This is a genomic window from Dactylosporangium sp. NPDC051087 (genome assembly GCF_055586325.1).
Genome location: NZ_JBVJIJ010000004.1, coordinates 22,054 through 37,125, shown reverse-complemented (window position 1 = coordinate 37,125; position 15,072 = coordinate 22,054). Strand labels below are relative to the sequence as shown.

Below are 15,072 nucleotides of genomic sequence, written 5' to 3'. Positions count from 1 at the left end.
CCCCGGGGCAGTCCCCGGGGCCCTCATCGTGTGCGTGCGATGGATAGGCTGCCGGAGTGCTGGGGACACGAGCGGGGTTCGCGCTGGCGTTGGTGGTCACCCTCGGGCTGACCGCGTGTGGCGGCAAACCGGGCAAGTCCGATGCGGTGGCGGGTGCACCGGATGCAGTGGCGCTCCCGTCGCCCCCGGCCGAGGCGCCGCCGGCGTCCGCGTCGCCCTCGCCCTCGCCCTCCGCATCCGCCTCGGCCAGACCGCCGGCCAGCAAGAAGCCGGCGCCGAAGCCGTCGGCGACGCTGAAGAAGCAGGTCGCGGCGGGCGGGGACACCGGCGGGCGAAGCCGCCCGCGCCCGGCGGCGACGGGGTGCCGGCCACGGCGGCGGGCACGTTCACCGTCGCGGGCGGCGGGACCGGGATCGCCGGCACGGGCACGACGCTCGTCAGGTATCGCGTCGAGGTCGAGAACGGCATCCAGTGGGGCACAAACCCGGTCTGGACGCCGGAGAAGACCGCCGCCGAGGTCGAGCGGGCCCTCGGCGCCGAGCTCGGCTGGACGGTGTCGGCCGCGCACCCGGTGACGTACCCGTCGAACAAGCTCACCGACGCCAGCTGGTCGTTCCAGCGGGTCAGCGGCGAGGACTACAGCGTGCGGCTGCGCCTGGCCACCCCCGGCACCGTCGACAAGCTCTGCAAGGCCGTCGGCGTCACCACCCAGGGCATCTACTCGTGCCGCTACGGGCAGACGATCCTGCTCAACCTGCGCCGCTGGCTGAAAGGCATCGACGGGGCGCCGGGTGTGGACTTCCACGCCAACACCGTCAACCACGAGATGGGTCACTTCCTGGGCTTCGACCACATGAAGTGCCCCGGCTCCGGCCCGGCGCCGATCATGCAGACCCAGACGATCGCGCTCAACGGGTGCGCCTACAACTCGTTCCCGTTCACCGCGGACGGAACCTTCGTCCAGGGCCCCTGGGCGCCCAGCTGACACCTGACCGGCGGGGTGCTACTTCAGGCGGCGCAGCAGGTCGATGACGTCGGCGTCGTACTCGCGCCACTCACGGTCGGGCTTGAAGCCGAGCTCCGCGTTGACCTTGAGCAGCGGCTCGTTCTCCGTCGCGTTCCACGTCTGCACGTCCAGCAGGTGCGGCTCGGCGGCGCGCAGCTCGAACAGCATCCTGGCCTTGATCGCCCGGCTGATGCCGTAGCCGCGGTGCGTGGGCACCTCGATGGTGTCGTACTGGTCGGCGCGGGTCGGCCGCTGCGCGGGCACCACGACCTCGGTGAGGCCGGCGATCGTGTCCGTCGCCTCGTGCACCGCGAGCACGATGTACGGCTTCAGGCCGCGCGCGTGCAGGGTCGCCAGGCTGGCCCGCAGCCGCTCCGCGTCGTAGGAGCTCGGGCGCAGCGCCAGGTCCTCCACGACGGAGGCCCGGGCCGCCTCCTTCGCCGCCGCGTAGCCCGCGTAGTGCTGCTCCGGCGGGCCGCCCGGGTGGTACTCGACCCGGTAGCCCGCGCCGATGCCGGCGGCCATCTCGCCCAGCCGCAGCCAGTCGACGCCGCCGAGGTCCAGCAGGTTGCGCTGCTCGATGAACGCGCAGTCGAAGCCGAAGGACTCGAAGAACTTGATGCTGGGGGTGCCGCCGATCACCTCGACGCCGACGGACTCGAAGCCCTCCTCGGCGGCGCGGCGGGCGACCGCCGCGAGCAGGGCGGTGCCGACGTGCCCGCGGCGCGCCGCGGGTCGCACCGACAGCTCCAGCACGCCGATCTCCTCCAGCGCGAGGAGGCTCGCGTGCCCGAGCACCTCACCGGACTCGTCGACGGCCAGCCACGACGTGCGCCGCTCGCCGGGCATCGTCACCGCGAGATATTCCCGGAACTTGATGTCACGCCACGGTGGATCCTCCGGTACGTCGAACGCCACGATCTCGTTCAGTGCCCGCAGCACCGATTCGAGCTCGGCCGCGGACGCGGTCCCTGGGTCCCACTCGCGCACCATCACGGAGTCAAGCTTGCCTACCTTTGTGGCTCAGCGGAAGTACCGCGCCGCAGAGCGTGGCCTTCATCTACCCCGTACGGTCGCGCCGGCCGTAGTCATTCGTGGCGTTGAACACCGATGTGCGGTACTCCTCCGGAATGTTGTACGCGTGGATGGCGGCGTTCCAGCCCTCCACGGTGGACAGGTCACGGCCGCCGGAGCACAGGTAGGCGGCGGCGGTCAGCGCCGCGTCGTCGATGTCGTTGACGTCGGTCACCCCGTCGGCGTCGGCGTCCACCCCGAACTGTTTCCAGGTGCTCGGCAGGAACTGCATCGGCCCGACCGCGCGGTCCCAGGTCTTGTCGGTGTCGATCTGGCCGCCGTCGGTGTCGGGGATGGCCTGCCGGTTGCTCTGCCCGTCCAGCGGCGGGCCGATGATCGGCGGGGTGGACTTGCCGTCCTCCTGCACGAGTGAGCCGTTGGTCCGGCCGTGGTCCGACTCGATCTTCGCGATGCCGGCGAGCGTGGTCCAGGTCAGCTTGCACCCGGGCGTGGTCCGTGCCGTGATCAGCTCCGCGTAGCCGTACGCCTGCATGGCCACCGGCGGGATGTTCAGCTTCACCGCGCGTGGCCCGGCCCACGCGGCCAGGACGTCCGAGGGGCGCTCCTTGGTGCCGGGCGGCGGCGCGAACGTCGTGGGCGGCTGTGACGGCACGGGTGCCTCGCCGGTCTCGATCGTGCCGGGCGTCGCCGACGGCGGCGGCGGGGCGGAGGTGCCGGCCCGCGGCTCGGAGACCGCCGGGACCAGATACCGGCCGGCGGTGAACGCGACACCGAGGACCAGGGCGAGGGCGAGGGCGGCGGCGACCGCGCGGCCGGCGGGCCGGCGCAGCCAGACCCGCAGGCCCTCGAACCGCGGCGGCCGGGTCTGCAGGACGTCCACCACGGCGGTGCCGCCGGCGGGCTCCTCCGCCGCGTGCTTCGGCACGTGCCGCTGCGCAGGAACGCTCGGTGACGTTGATTTGACCAGGTCCACGGTTTTTCTGCCGTGTCTCGACGGTGAATCCGGCTCATCCGGTGCGGGTGGGCGGATCGCGGTCACCGAGAGTGTGTCCACTGTGGTGGGTCGCTGCTCGTCGGGGGCGGGACCGCGCTTCTGTGCCACACCGTCGAGTATTCCGAATTCCCGCTCGCGTGTCACCGTCGCCTAACCTGTGGGGATGCCTCGTTACGAGTACCGGTGCAGGGCCTGCGGCGACACGTTCGAAGTCCAGCGGCCGATGAGTGAAGCCAATGCGGCCACCGCGTGTCCGTCGGGCCACGACGACACGGTGAAGCTGCTGTCGACCGTCGCGGTGGGCGGTGTCAACGCCGCGGGTGCCCCGCAGCGTCCTTCTGGTGGCGGATGTTGCGGCGGCTCGTGCGGTTGTTGATGCATTGTTACGGGTCGGTTTCGTAATAGTCGCCGTATGGCTTTGATGTTGTGGCCTCGCGTGCCACAACTCTGTCGGTCACGTTCTCGTTACGTCACGCGAAACCCACTCAAGCTTTACCCCCGTATGCTTGCTGACCTGCGGGTACCGGCGTCTCATCGACCTTGAGGCCGACCGGTGGGGACCGTTTCTACGATGCGCGCGACCCATGGGTGGGGAAATATGGGTCACGCCTGAAAAGGGAGGCGGAGGTTTCACGTGTCGGCGCGGACGCATCTGCCCAGCGGGCTGGTGACTTTCCTGTTCACCGACATCGAGGGCTCGACTCGACTGGCCCAGATGCTCGGGACGGGGTATCGGCCGGTGCTCCAGGAGCACCGGCAGGTGATCCGCCGCGCGCTGTCCAAAGCGGACGGTGTCGAACTCTTCACCGAGGGTGACTCGCTGTTCGTCGCGTTCGCGGACGCCGCCGCCGCGCTCACCGCGTGCATCGAGGCGCAGCGCGAGCTCGCCGCCCACGACTGGCCGACCGCGGCCGACGGCACCGACGGCCGGCCGAAGGTCCGCATGGGCCTGCACACCGGCTTCGCCGAGCCCTACGGCGGGGAGTACACCTCACCCGAGGTGCACCGCGCGGCCCGCGTCGCCGCCGCCGCCCACGGCGGCCAGGTCCTGTGCTCCGCGGCCACCGCCGCCCGCGTCGGCGACCTCGGCGACAGCGACGGCACCGGTGGCACGGGTGGCGAGACGTTCCTGCTCGACCTGGGCCTGCACCGGCTGCGCGGCTTCGACGGCTGCGAGCGGATCTTCCAGCTGGTCGCGCCGGGCCTCGACCGCCAGTTCCCCCGGCCGCGCACCATCGACGCGCCCGCCCACAACCTGCCGGTGCAGACCACCCGGTTCATCGGCCGGGCCACCGAGCGCGCCGCCGTGCGCGACCTGATCGGCGCCCACCGCATCGTCACCGTCGTCGGCGCCGGCGGCGCGGGGAAGACCCGTCTCGCCGTCGAGGCCGCCGGCGAGCTGGTCGAGCGGTTCCGCGACGGGGTCTGGTTCGCCGACCTCAGCGCCGTGGCCACCAGCGACCTCGTCGACGTGGCCGTCGCCGCCGCGGTCGGGCTGCGCCCCGAGCCGGGCCGGCCCGTCATCCAGACCCTCGCCGACCACGCCCGCGACCGGCGGATGCTGATCCTGCTCGACACCTCCGACGCGCAGCTGCCCGCGGCCCGGCGGCTCGTGTCGCGGCTGCTGTCCGCCGGCCCGGCGGTCACCGTCCTGGCGACCAGCCGCGAGCCGCTCGGCCTGCCCGGCGAGGTCGTGTGGCGGATCCCGCCGCTGTCGGTCGAGGCGGCCAGCGGCGGGGGCTTCAGCGACGCCGTCGCCCTGCTCGTCGACCGGGCCTCCGCCGCCCGGGGCGGACGGCCCGTCGAGCCCGGCGACATCGCCCAGCTCACCCGCGTCGCCGAGGCCCTGGAAGGGCTGCCGCTCGCCCTGGAGCTCGCCGCGGCCCGGCTGCGGCTGCTGTCCGCCGCGCAGCTCGTCGCCCGCATCGACGACGTGCTCGGCACCCTCGACGCGGGCCACAGCGGGCCGGTGGAGGCCTCCGACCGGCACCGCACCATGCAGGCCGCCGTCGACTGGTCGTACCGGACCCTCGACGAGCGCGCCGCCCGGCTGCTGCGCCGGCTGTCGGTCTTCGCCAGCCCCGTCGAGCTGCCCGCGATCGAATGGCTGCACGACGGCGACCCCCTCGACCCCCTCGCGACGCTCGTCGACAAGTCGCTGCTGCAGGCCGAGGCCGGCGCCACGAACGCCACCTACCGGATGCTCGACCCGATCCGGGCGTACGCGGCCCGGCTGCTCGTCGAGGCCGGTGAGGAGGAGCCGGCCCGGGAGCGGCACGTCGCCTGGTGCCTGCAGGCCGCCCACGACGCCTACCTCGACACCGACGGGCGGCCCGTCACCCCGTCGCTGTACACGCTCGACCCGCTCGCCGACGAGCTGCGGGCCGCCCTGCACTGGACCGTCACCCGGGGCAGCGCCCGCCAGGGCCTCGCCGTCGCCGGGGCGCTGGACCAGTGGTGGCGGGAGCGTGGCCTCGTCCGGGAAGGACGCATGTGGCTGTTCCGCCTGTACGAGCGGATCAGCGCGACCGGGGAACCCGTCCCCGACGCGGAGCTGGCCGCCGCCTATCACCTGCACTCCCTGCACGCCGGGGCGGACGGGGAGACCGTCGAGGAGCTGCGCTTCTCCCAGCGGGCCGAGGCGGCCGCCCGGCGGGCCGGTGACCCCGGCCTCATCGCGCGGGTCCTCGCCGGGCGGGGCGCGCCGCTGCTGGACATGGGCCGTTTCGACGAGGCCGAGCGCTCCTGCCGGGAGGTCATCGCCCTCGCCGACGAGCAGGGCGTCGCCGGGGAGACCCTTTTCGCCGTCTACGCGCTCGCCCAGCTGCTCTGGCGCCGGGGCGCGCTCGACGAGGCGGCCGACCTGCTGGCGTCGGCCCGCACCTTGGAGAACTCGCGGCCGATGGAGCGCGGCCGGCGCACGGTCGACATGCTCCTCGGGCTCGTCGCGCTGTCCCGCGGCGACCTGGTCGCGGCGCACGACCACCTGATCGTCGCGCTGCGGTCGCGCATGAACTTCGGCTTCCACCTGCGGGTCTGCGAGACGCTGATGGCGATCGCGGTGCGCTGCCGCATGGCGGGGGAGACCGGCACCGCGGCCCGGCTGTTCGGCGCCGCGCAGGCGGCCCGGGTGCGGCTGCGCTGCTCCGCCGGGGGTTTCGGCACGTACTGGACGGAGCAGCAGGCGGCGCTGCGCGCCTCGATGGGCGACGCGGACTTCGACGACGCCTACGCCGCCGGTGCCGCGCTGGGCCTGGAGGAGTCCGTGGCCCTCGCGCTGACGATCGAGCACCCCGACCTGGTGGCCGGCTCGATCCGCTTCTCCGCCGCCGAATAGGCGCCGCTCAGATGGAATGGCAGGCCCGACGGGGGGTTGCCCCGCTGACCTGCCATCCCACCTCAGGGAGGGCTCACCGACGTGAATCGGTGTGCTACCTCTTCTGACGCGTCGAAACCGTCCGCGGTTGCCTAGAGAATCGTCCAGGTGTCGCCGCTGTTGAGCAGGGCGCCGAGCTCCTCCTCAGGGGTGCCCTTCACCTTGGTCTTCGCCGTGGTCAGCTGCTCGCGGACCAGGTCGTCGTAGGCGGGCCGCTCCACCGAGCGGAACACCCCGATCGGCGTGTTGCGCAGGTCGAGGCCCGGCAGCCGGGACAGCGCGAACGCGTAGGCGGGCTCGGCGACCGACTGGTCGTGCACGACGATCTCGCCCGGCGCCGCCGACGCGGTCGGCACCACCGACAGGCCGAAGCCGCCGGGCGGGTGCGTCACCGCCCACTCGCCGTCCTTGCCGAACGTGATCGGCTGCCCGTGCTCGAGACGGATGGTGTAGTCGTCCCTGGTGGCGGGGTCCTTCAGGACCTCGAACGCGTTGTCGTTGAAGATGTTGCAGTTCTGGTAGATCTCCACGAACGCGGACCCGCGGTGCTCGGCGGCGGCCCGCAGCACCGACTGCAGGTGCTTGCGGTCCGAGTCGATGGTGCGGGCGACGAAGCTCGCCTCCGCGCCCAGCGCCAGGGAGATCGGGTTGAACGGCGAGTCCGCCGAACCCGCCGGCGTCGACTTGGTGATCTTGCCGATCTCGGACGTCGGCGAGTACTGCCCCTTGGTCAGGCCGTAGATCCGGTTGTTGAACAGCAGGATCTTCAGGTTGACGTTGCGGCGCAGCGCGTGGATCAGGTGGTTGCCGCCGATCGACAGGGCGTCACCGTCGCCGGTCACCACCCACACCGACAGGTCGGGCCGGGACACCGACAGGCCGCTCGCGATCGCCGGCGCGCGGCCGTGGATCGAGTGCATGCCGTAGGTGTTCATGTAGTACGGGAAGCGCGACGAGCAGCCGATGCCGGAGACGAACACGATCCGCTCGCGCGGGATGTTGAGCTCGGGCATGAACGACTGGACCGCGGCCAGGATCGCGTAGTCCCCGCAGCCGGGGCACCAGCGCACCTCCTGGTCGGACTTGAAGTCCTTCGTCGTCAGCTTGAGCGCCTCAGGCATTCTTGACCACTTCCTCCAGCACCGACTCCAGCTCCGCGGCGGTGAAGGGCAGGCCGCGGACCTGGTTGTACGCGATCGCGTCGATCAGGAACTTCGAGCGGATGACCCCGGCGAGCTGGCCGAGGTTCATCTCGGGGATGACGACCTTGTCGTAGGCGGCGAGGACCGCGCCGAGGTTCTTCGGCATCGGCGACAGGTGCCGCAGGTGCGCCTGCGCGATCGGCAGCCCCCGCTGGCGCAGGGCCCGGGCGGCGGCACCGATCGGGCCGTAGGTGGAGCCCCAGCCGAGCACCAGCACGCGGGCGTTGCCGTCCGGGTCCTCGACCTCGACGTCGGGCACCTCGATGCCCTCGATCCGCGCCGCGCGGGTGCGGACCATGAAGTCGTGGTTGGCCGGGTCGTAGGAGATGTCACCGGTCTTGTCGGCCTTCTCCAGGCCGCCGATGCGGTGCTCCAGGCCGGGCGTGCCGGGCACCGCCCACGGGCGGGCCAGGGTCACCGGGTCGCGCAGATACGGCAGGAACGTGGTGCCGTCCTCGCCGTTGGGCTCGGTCGCGAACTCGGTGCGCAGGTCCGGCAGCTCCGCCACCTCGGGCAGCCGCCACGGCTCGGAGCCGTTGGCGATGTACCCGTCCGAGAGCAGGATGACCGGGGTGCGGTAGGTCAGCGCGATCCTGGCGGCCTCGATCGCGGCGTCGAAGCAGTCGGCGGGGGAGCGCGGCGCGACGACGGCGACCGGCGCCTCGCCGTGCCGGCCGAACAGCGCCATGTTGAGGTCGGCCTGCTCGGTCTTCGTCGGCAGGCCGGTGGACGGGCCGGCCCGCTGCACGTCGATGATGAGCAGCGGCAGCTCCAGCGCGACGGCGAGGGAGATGGTCTCGCCCTTCAGCGCGACACCCGGGCCCGACGTGGTCGTCACGCCCAGCGAGCCGCCGTAGGAGGCGCCGAGGGCCACGCCGATCGCGGCGATCTCGTCCTCGGCCTGCACCGTCGTCACGCCGAACTTCTTGTGCTTGCTCAGCTCGTGCAGGATGTCCGAGGCCGGGGTGATCGGGTAGGCGCCGAGGAAGACCGGCAGCTCCGCCCGGACACCGGCGGCGACGACACCGAGCGCGAGCGCGGCGTTGCCGGTGATGTTGCGGTAGTTGCCGGCGGTCATCTTCGCCGGCTTCACCTCGTAGCGGACCGCGAACGCCTCGGTCGTCTCGCCGAAGTTCCACCCGGCGGTGAAGGCGGCGATGTTGGCGGCGACGAGCTCCGGCCGGGCGGCGAACTTGCGCTCCAGGAAGCGCAGCGTCGACTCGTGCGGCCGCGAGTACATCCACGACAGCAGGCCGAGCGCGAACATGTTCTTGGCCCGCTCGGCGTCCTTCTTCGACACGCCGTGCGATTCCAGTGCCTTCACCGTCATCGACGTGAGCCCGACCGGCGCGACGGCCCAGCCCTCGAGGGAGCCGTCCTCCAGCGGGTTGGTGGCGTAACCGACCTTCGCGAGGTTGCGCTTCGTGAACTCGTCGGTGTTGACGATGATCGAGGCGCCCTTGGGCAGGTCGCCGAGGTTGGCCTTCAGCGCCGCGGGGTTCATCGCCACCAGGACGTTGGGCGCGTCACCCGGCGTCAGGATGTCGAAGTCGGCGAAATGGACCTGGAAACTCGACACGCCCGGCAGGGTGCCGGCGGGCGCGCGGATCTCCGCGGGGAAGTTGGGCAAGGTCGAGATGTCGTTGCCGAGCTGCGCGGTTTCCGACGTGAAGCGGTCACCGGTGAGCTGCATGCCGTCGCCGGAGTCGCCAGCGAACCTGATGACCACTCGATCCAGCTGGCGGACCTGCTTGGTCACGTGAGCTGACCTCCTGTTAAGCCGGCGGAGCGGGGATGCGGTGGTGCGACGACATCGTCGGGCCGGCCGATCCTTCTTGACACTCAGAGGGTACGTCGAAGGTCCGCGCCTGCCGTTGCCGCAGTTGCTTATGTAGGTCGGATCCCAGATTTGTGCGGCAGACGTCCAACCGCGCAAACTCCACTATTCTGCGCTTATTCCTCTGGCTCGCGGAAGCCGGACCCGGCGACAGGGCCGCTCGGCAGCCTCGGCAACGTCAGCGACCTGGGGATCGGGGAGCGCTGCGGCAGCGGCGGTAGATCTTCGTCACTTCTGCGCTGCGCCGGCACCGTCACCAGCGACTCGTCGGAGCTCGCGGCGGCTTCCTCCCGCGCCTCGGACTCGTCGCGCAGGCGGCGCCGCAGCGAGAACATCACCAGGAAGCCGACCAGTGCGACCAGGCCTATGATCCCGCCCACGAACGGCAGGCTGGACAGCTGGTCGCTGGTCAGGATACCGCCGGAGGAACGCGGCCTGACCGGGTCGGTGCCGGTGCGGACCGCCACCGCCGCAGGCGACGCCGGGGCCTCCGTGGGCAGCGGCGACTCACCCGCCAGGGGCGGCCCGCTGATCCTGTAGTCGGCGCGGGTCTCGATCGCGTCCCGGCCGATCGGGGCCAGGTAGCCGTGGACGGCGCCGGTGAGCGGCACCTCGGCCCGGGCGGACGCGCTGATCGACAGCACGAAGCTCGCCGAGACGTCCTTGCCCGCGGCGACGTCGCCCAGCTCACACCGGTCCCGCTCCGGCGAGATCTTCTTCTTCGTCTTGCAGGCGCTCGGCAGCGACACCAGGTCGACACCCGGCGGGGTGACCACCTCGACCGCGGCGGCGGCCTTCGCCGAGCCGGTGTTGCGGAGTTTGACCTGCAGTGTCGCGTTCTCGGCATGCGGTGTGGCCTGCGCCGGGAGTGTCATCTGGTCGGTTGTCAACTCGATGCCGGGCACCGGAGGCTTTGTGCTGAAGGTGATTGAGAAATTTCGCACTTTCTGCGGGAAGTTCTCCATCACCGCGGTGACGTTGCCCGCTCCGGACAGCCGCCACGCGTCCGGCGCGACGTCGACGGTGACCACGACGTGCCCGATCTTGCCCGGGTCGAGGGGGCAGGAGAAGCTCAGCGTGCCGTTGCTGGTCGTGCAGCCGTCGGTGCCGTAGCCACCGGTCGGGCGGGTGCCGCTGGGGAACGTGTAGAAGCCGGTGATGGTCTCGGCGATCTCGCCGAGGTTCTGCACCGAGACGACCAGCTTGGCCGAGCCGTCGCCCTGCCAGTAGCCGTCGCCGAGGACGACGTCGCTGACGGTCATGCCGAACTTGCGGACCTTCGGCGGTGGCGGCGGCGCCTCGGTCGTCGGCGGTGGCGGCGGCTGGGTCGTGGGCTCCGCGGTCGGTGTCGGCGGATCGGTGGTGACCGGCGGGTCCGTCGGCGCGGTGGTCGACACTTCCGGGTCCGGCTCCGCGTACGCGGCCGGGGAGAGCGTGAACAGCAGCGAGCAGATGGTGATCAGGGCGACGAAGGCAGCACGAAGCCGGGCGCGGCGGCGCGCGGGTGCTTCCATGGAGGTGTCCTCGTATCTCGGCGGCGATCCGCTTGCTTGCTGTTGGACAAGGAAGCCCATTATCTAGACAAGTTCTGGTTTTCGGCATCTCGGAGTTCGTAACTATCGGAGTACGGTGCGTGTTGTGAGTGGCTATCTGGGTGGTTATGCGACGCTCGGCCTCCTGCTTCTGGTCGGTGCGGGTGTTTTCGTCGCGGCCTTTACGGCTGCTCGGCTGCTAGGACCGCGCCGATCGGCTGACAGCGGGGCGACCGCGGCGAAGTTCGACACGTACGAATGCGGGCTTGACCCGGTGGGCGGCGACTGGGCGCAGGCGCAGATCCGCTACTACGTGTACGCCTTCCTGTACGCGTTGTTCGCGGTGGAGAGCGTGTTCCTGTTCCCGTGGGCCGTGATCTTCGACCGGCCCGGGTTCGGGACCGCCGCCGTCATCGAGATGGCGATCTTCGTGGCGGTGCTCGCGCTCGGCATCCTGTACGCGTGGCGCAAGCGCATCCTGCGCTGGACCTGACCTGCCCTAAGCCAGACCTCTGCGGGACACCGCGGGCTGGCGGTCGCCCCTGATCGCCGCGACCGTGTCCAGGACCCGGCGGGTCGCCCGCACCTGATGCGCCCGGAAGACCCGCGCACCCAGCCACGCCGACACCGCCGTCGCGGCCAGGGTGCCCTCCAGCCGCTCGCCGACCGGCAGGTCGAGGGTCTCGCCGATGAAATCCTTGTTCGACAGCGCCACGAGCACCGGCCAGCCGGTCGCCGTCATCTCGCCGAGCCGGTTGGTGATGGCGAGCGAGTGCCGGGTGTTCTTCCCGAAGTCGTGCGCCGGATCGATGAGGATGCCGTCCCTGCGCACGCCCAGCGCGACCGCCCGCTCGGCGAGGGCCGTCACCGTGCGTACGACATCCTCGACCGGATCCCCGAACGCCGCCCGGTGCGGCCGGGTCCTCGGGGTCAGCCCGCCCGCGTGCGAGCACACCAGACCGGCGCCCGTCTCCGCGGCGACCTCCGCCAGCCGCGGGTCCGCGCCCGCCCAGGTGTCGTTGATCAGGTCCGCGCCGGCGGCGATGACCTCCCGCGCCACCTCCGCCCGCCACGTGTCGATGGAGATGACCACGTCGGGGAAGCGCTCCCGGACCTTCACGACCGTCGGCAGGGTGCGGCGCAGCTCCTCCGCCGCGTCCACGGTGCTGCCCGGGCCGGCCTTCACCCCGCCGATGTCGATGATGTCCGCGCCCTCGCCGACCGCCACCTCCACCGCCCGCAGCGCGGCGTCCTCGGCGAACGTCGCACCCTTGTCGAAGAACGAGTCCGGGGTCCGGTTCACGATCGCCATCACCGCATAGTCACTGTCGGTGAACTGCCGGCCGCCCAGCCGAAACATCATGGATCCTCCGTCTTTCCTTCAGATGGGTGTGCCGGGGTCGCCCGCGCCCAGTCAGCGTGCCACGATTCCCCCTATGGCTGAGTTCCTCCTGGTGTTGATCGCCGCCGTGGTCGTCGGGGCCATCGGGTTCGGCGTGTCCTTGTTGATCACCGGCGACGACCCGGGGATCGAAGGTCACGAGCCCGACGGGCGTGCCGTACCCCTGCCGTCCTCCCGCCCCCTGGTGGAAGGCGACGTCGGGCACGTCCGCTTCGACACCGCCCTGCGTGGGTACCGGATGGCGCAGGTCGACTCCGCGCTGCGCCGTGCGGGCTACGACATCGGCTACAAGGAGGAGCTGATCCAGGTCCTCGAGGCCGAGGTCAGGGCCCTGCGCGACGGGCGCACCGAGGACGCCGACGCGCTCCGCGACGCCCGCGAGGCCGCGGTCACCGGCGCCGGAGGCACCAACATCCCGGCCACCCCGGCCGCCGAGCCCGTCGATGCCGCTGTCGATGACGACTCCGCCGAGCCTGTCGTCGACCTGTCCAAGCCCTCGGACGACACCGCGCACAGCTGGGGCGATCCTTCCCCGGTGGTGAAGTGACCGATCCGGCGTTCGACGACGCGGTAGCCCAGCCCGGCACCGGCGAGGTGACCGCGACGGTGATCGTCCGGGCACCCGCCGAGCGGGTCTTCGCCGCCCTCGTCGACTGGCCCCGCCAGAGCGACTGGATCCCGTTCACCAAGGTCCGGGTACTGACCGGCGACGGCGGCGAGGGCAGCACGATCGAGGCGGTCACCCGGGTCGGCCCGGCCGCGCTGCGCGACCTCATGCGCGTGGTGAAGGTCGACCCGCCGTACGAGGTCCGCGTCGTGCACCACGGCAAGGTGCTGCGCGGCCCAGGGGTGCTGCGCTGCACGCCGCTGGGCGCCGACCGCACCCAGGTCGTCTGGCACGAATGGTTCCACCTGCCGGCCGGGGTCGCGGGGAAGGCCGCCTGGCCGGTCCTGTGGCCCGGCTCCAAGGTCAGCCTCACCGGTGCCCTGCGCCGCTTCGCCCGGCTGGTCGAGGCCGGGAAACTGTCGTAGGCGGGCGGTACATTCCCTGGCGTGGTTGATGTGGTGATCGGTGACGACGGGCTCGCCAGATGCCCGTGGGGTGGCTCAACGCCCGACTATGCGGTCTATCACGACACGGAGTGGGGCCGGCCCGTCCGCGACGACGACGGCCTCTATGAGCGGCTCACCCTCGAGGCGTTCCAGTCGGGCCTGTCGTGGATCACGATCCTGCGCAAACGGCCCTCGTTCCGCGCCGCGTTCGCCGGTTTCGACATCGCCACGGTCGCCGAGTTCGGCGAGGCCGACGTCGAGCGGCTCCTCACCGACACCGGCATCGTGCGCAACCGGGCGAAGATCGAGGCCGCCATCGCCAATGCCCGCGCCGCCGCCGACCTCCCCGGCGGCCTGGCCAAGCTGCTGTGGTCGTTCGCACCAGATCCCAGACCCGCCCGGCCGGCCACCTCCGCCGACGTCCCGGCGACCACCGAGGAGTCCAAAGCCCTGGCCAAGGCCCTCAAGCGGCACGGCTTCCGGTTCGTCGGCCCGACCACCGCCTATGCCCTCATGCAGGCCACCGGCATGGTCGACGACCATCTCGCCTCTTGTTTTGTGCAGCTCGACCGGCCATGATCCGGACTGACGACCGCACGGCGAGCGACTGGAGCGTGGACCGATGACCGCCGAGTTCGCCGCCGACTACGGCGGTCCACTCGACCTGGTCGAATACGACCAGGGTTGGCCGGCGAAGTTCGCCTACTACCGCGACGAGCTCGCCGACGCCCTCGGCCCTGTGGCGTTGCGCATCGAGCACATCGGCTCCACGGCGGTGCCCGGCCTCGCCGCGAAGAACGTCATCGACATCCTCGTCGTCGTCGCCGACGAGCACGACCGCGACGGCTACCGGCCCGCCGTCGAGTCGACCGGGATGGCCCTGGCCCACCGCGACCCGGCCGCCTCCTGGTCGTTCTACCGTCCCGCCGCCCCACCCCGCACCAGGCACGTCCACGTCACGTCGCGCGGCTCCTCCCACGAGCGGGTCCAGCTGCTCTTCGTCGACTTCCTGCGCAACCACGACCTCGCCGCCGACGCCTATGCCCAGGTGAAGCGCCGCCTCGCCATCCGCTTCGCCGACGACCGCGAGCGCTACACCCGCGCCAAGACCGAGTTCATCTTCGACATGCTCGACCGCGCCGAGCAGTGGGCGGACCAGACCGGCTGGACCGTCGAGGAGCGCTGAAATTCTCCACCCCTGGCGGGGTGGGAGCGGGGGTTCCCACCCGCACCCCCATGCGCCACTGCGTGGCGCACTGCCTGCGCTTCGCGCGGCAGGCTCGGGCGCTTGCGCGCGGCATCTCCCGGCTCGGGCGGTCGGGAGCGTCGAGCTTCTGGGCTCCGGAGGGAGTCGTCTTCCCTCTCGTGGGGGCGGGGTTCCTACCCGCACGCCGATGCGCCACTGCGTGGCGCACTGTCTGCGTTTCGTGCGGCAGGTTCGGGCGTGTGCGCGGTGTCTTCGGCTTGGGTGGTTGGGAGCGTCGAGTTTCTGGGCTCCGGAGGGAGTCGTCTTTCCCCTTGTGGGGGCGGGGTTCCCACGCGCACGCCGATGCGCCACTGCGTGGCGCACTGTCTGCGTTTCGTGCGGCAGGTTCGGGCGTGTGCGCGGTGTCTTCGGCTTGGGTGGTTGGGAGC

Annotated in this window: 14 protein-coding genes; 8 read left to right on the top strand and 6 right to left on the bottom strand. The window is 71.5% G+C overall.

Annotated features, from left to right (window positions below; genetic code table 11):
• The first annotated feature begins 115 nt into the window (after window positions 1–115).
• The gene (locus tag ACZ6TV_RS09035) at window positions 116–985 is read left to right on the top strand and encodes a DUF3152 domain-containing protein (protein WP_465296628.1); all 870 of its coding nucleotides are present in this window, start codon (window positions 116–118) and stop codon (window positions 983–985) included.
• An 18-nt stretch (window positions 986–1,003) separates the two neighbouring features.
• On the opposite strand, the gene ACZ6TV_RS09030 is transcribed toward ACZ6TV_RS09035, so the two are convergent.
• Window positions 1,004–1,999, bottom strand: a complete 996-nt coding sequence (locus ACZ6TV_RS09030) for a GNAT family N-acetyltransferase (RefSeq protein WP_465296999.1) — start codon at window positions 1,997–1,999, stop codon at window positions 1,004–1,006.
• A 67-nt stretch (window positions 2,000–2,066) separates the two neighbouring features.
• Window positions 2,067–2,966: a lytic transglycosylase domain-containing protein gene (locus ACZ6TV_RS09025; protein WP_465296627.1), complete on the bottom strand. Its 900-nt coding sequence runs from the start codon at window positions 2,964–2,966 to the stop codon at window positions 2,067–2,069.
• A 232-nt stretch (window positions 2,967–3,198) separates the two neighbouring features.
• Between ACZ6TV_RS09025 and ACZ6TV_RS09020 the strand changes: the two genes are divergently transcribed.
• On the top strand, window positions 3,199–3,411 hold the full coding sequence (locus tag ACZ6TV_RS09020; RefSeq protein WP_465296626.1) for an FmdB family zinc ribbon protein: 213 nt from the start codon (window positions 3,199–3,201) through the stop codon (window positions 3,409–3,411).
• Window positions 3,412–3,669: 258 nt separating this feature from the next.
• The gene (locus ACZ6TV_RS09015) at window positions 3,670–6,372 is read left to right on the top strand and encodes a winged helix-turn-helix domain-containing protein (RefSeq protein ID WP_465296625.1); all 2,703 of its coding nucleotides are present in this window, start codon (window positions 3,670–3,672) and stop codon (window positions 6,370–6,372) included.
• Window positions 6,373–6,503: 131 nt separating this feature from the next.
• Here the strand turns inward: ACZ6TV_RS09015 and ACZ6TV_RS09010 are convergent, their stop codons facing one another.
• From ACZ6TV_RS09010 to ACZ6TV_RS09000, 3 genes are all read right to left on the bottom strand, one after another.
• Entirely contained in the window at window positions 6,504–7,532 is a 1,029-nt protein-coding gene (locus tag ACZ6TV_RS09010) for a 2-oxoacid:ferredoxin oxidoreductase subunit beta (protein ID WP_465296624.1), read from the bottom strand.
• The gene (locus ACZ6TV_RS09005) at window positions 7,525–9,372 is read right to left on the bottom strand and encodes a 2-oxoacid:acceptor oxidoreductase subunit alpha (RefSeq protein ID WP_465296623.1); all 1,848 of its coding nucleotides are present in this window, start codon (window positions 9,370–9,372) and stop codon (window positions 7,525–7,527) included. The genes ACZ6TV_RS09010 and ACZ6TV_RS09005 overlap by 8 nt, the downstream gene beginning before the upstream one ends.
• Before the next feature lie 194 nt (window positions 9,373–9,566).
• Window positions 9,567–10,964 carry a hypothetical protein gene (locus tag ACZ6TV_RS09000; RefSeq protein ID WP_465296622.1) on the bottom strand — a complete coding sequence of 466 codons (1,398 nt, stop codon included), beginning with the start codon at window positions 10,962–10,964 and terminating at the stop codon, window positions 9,567–9,569.
• 124 nt (window positions 10,965–11,088) lie between these two features.
• Here ACZ6TV_RS09000 and ACZ6TV_RS08995 point away from each other — a divergent pair, with 124 nt between their 5' ends.
• Window positions 11,089–11,475: an NADH-quinone oxidoreductase subunit A gene (locus ACZ6TV_RS08995; RefSeq protein WP_465296621.1), complete on the top strand. Its 387-nt coding sequence runs from the start codon at window positions 11,089–11,091 to the stop codon at window positions 11,473–11,475.
• A gap of 6 nt (window positions 11,476–11,481) precedes the next feature.
• Here the strand turns inward: ACZ6TV_RS08995 and folP are convergent, their stop codons facing one another.
• Complete coding sequence (gene folP / locus ACZ6TV_RS08990) at window positions 11,482–12,345, bottom strand: dihydropteroate synthase (RefSeq protein WP_465296620.1); 864 nt, start codon at window positions 12,343–12,345, stop codon at window positions 11,482–11,484.
• A 73-nt stretch (window positions 12,346–12,418) separates the two neighbouring features.
• Here folP and ACZ6TV_RS08985 point away from each other — a divergent pair, with 73 nt between their 5' ends.
• Genes ACZ6TV_RS08985 through ACZ6TV_RS08970 form a run of 4 tightly spaced genes read left to right on the top strand, consistent with a single transcriptional unit; the run spans window position 12,419 to window position 14,623 of the window.
• The gene (locus tag ACZ6TV_RS08985) at window positions 12,419–12,931 is read left to right on the top strand and encodes a DivIVA domain-containing protein (RefSeq protein WP_465296619.1); all 513 of its coding nucleotides are present in this window, start codon (window positions 12,419–12,421) and stop codon (window positions 12,929–12,931) included.
• Complete coding sequence (locus tag ACZ6TV_RS08980; protein ID WP_465296618.1) at window positions 12,928–13,416, top strand: SRPBCC family protein; 489 nt, start codon at window positions 12,928–12,930, stop codon at window positions 13,414–13,416. Before ACZ6TV_RS08985 ends, ACZ6TV_RS08980 begins: the two co-directional genes overlap by 4 nt.
• Before the next feature lie 21 nt (window positions 13,417–13,437).
• Complete coding sequence (locus ACZ6TV_RS08975) at window positions 13,438–14,016, top strand: DNA-3-methyladenine glycosylase I (protein WP_465296617.1); 579 nt, start codon at window positions 13,438–13,440, stop codon at window positions 14,014–14,016.
• 43 nt (window positions 14,017–14,059) lie between these two features.
• Entirely contained in the window at window positions 14,060–14,623 is a 564-nt protein-coding gene (locus ACZ6TV_RS08970; protein ID WP_465296616.1) for a GrpB family protein, read from the top strand.
• Window positions 14,624–15,072: the final 449 nt, after the last annotated feature.

Excerpts from the sequence above, each read along its gene's own strand:
- ACZ6TV_RS08985 (WP_465296619.1), top strand. The coding sequence starts at position 12,419 with ATGGCTGAGTTCCTCCTGGTGTTGATCGCCGCCGTGGTCGTCGGGGCC.
- ACZ6TV_RS09020 (WP_465296626.1), top strand. The coding sequence starts at position 3,199 with ATGCCTCGTTACGAGTACCGGTGCAGGGCCTGCGGCGACACGTTCGAA.
- folP (WP_465296620.1), bottom strand. The coding sequence starts at position 12,345 with ATGATGTTTCGGCTGGGCGGCCGGCAGTTCACCGACAGTGACTATGCG.
- ACZ6TV_RS09000 (WP_465296622.1), bottom strand. The coding sequence starts at position 10,964 with ATGGAAGCACCCGCGCGCCGCCGCGCCCGGCTTCGTGCTGCCTTCGTC.
- ACZ6TV_RS08970 (WP_465296616.1), top strand. The coding sequence starts at position 14,060 with ATGACCGCCGAGTTCGCCGCCGACTACGGCGGTCCACTCGACCTGGTC.
- ACZ6TV_RS09010 (WP_465296624.1), bottom strand. The coding sequence starts at position 7,532 with ATGCCTGAGGCGCTCAAGCTGACGACGAAGGACTTCAAGTCCGACCAG.
- ACZ6TV_RS09030 (WP_465296999.1), bottom strand. The coding sequence starts at position 1,999 with ATGGTGCGCGAGTGGGACCCAGGGACCGCGTCCGCGGCCGAGCTCGAA.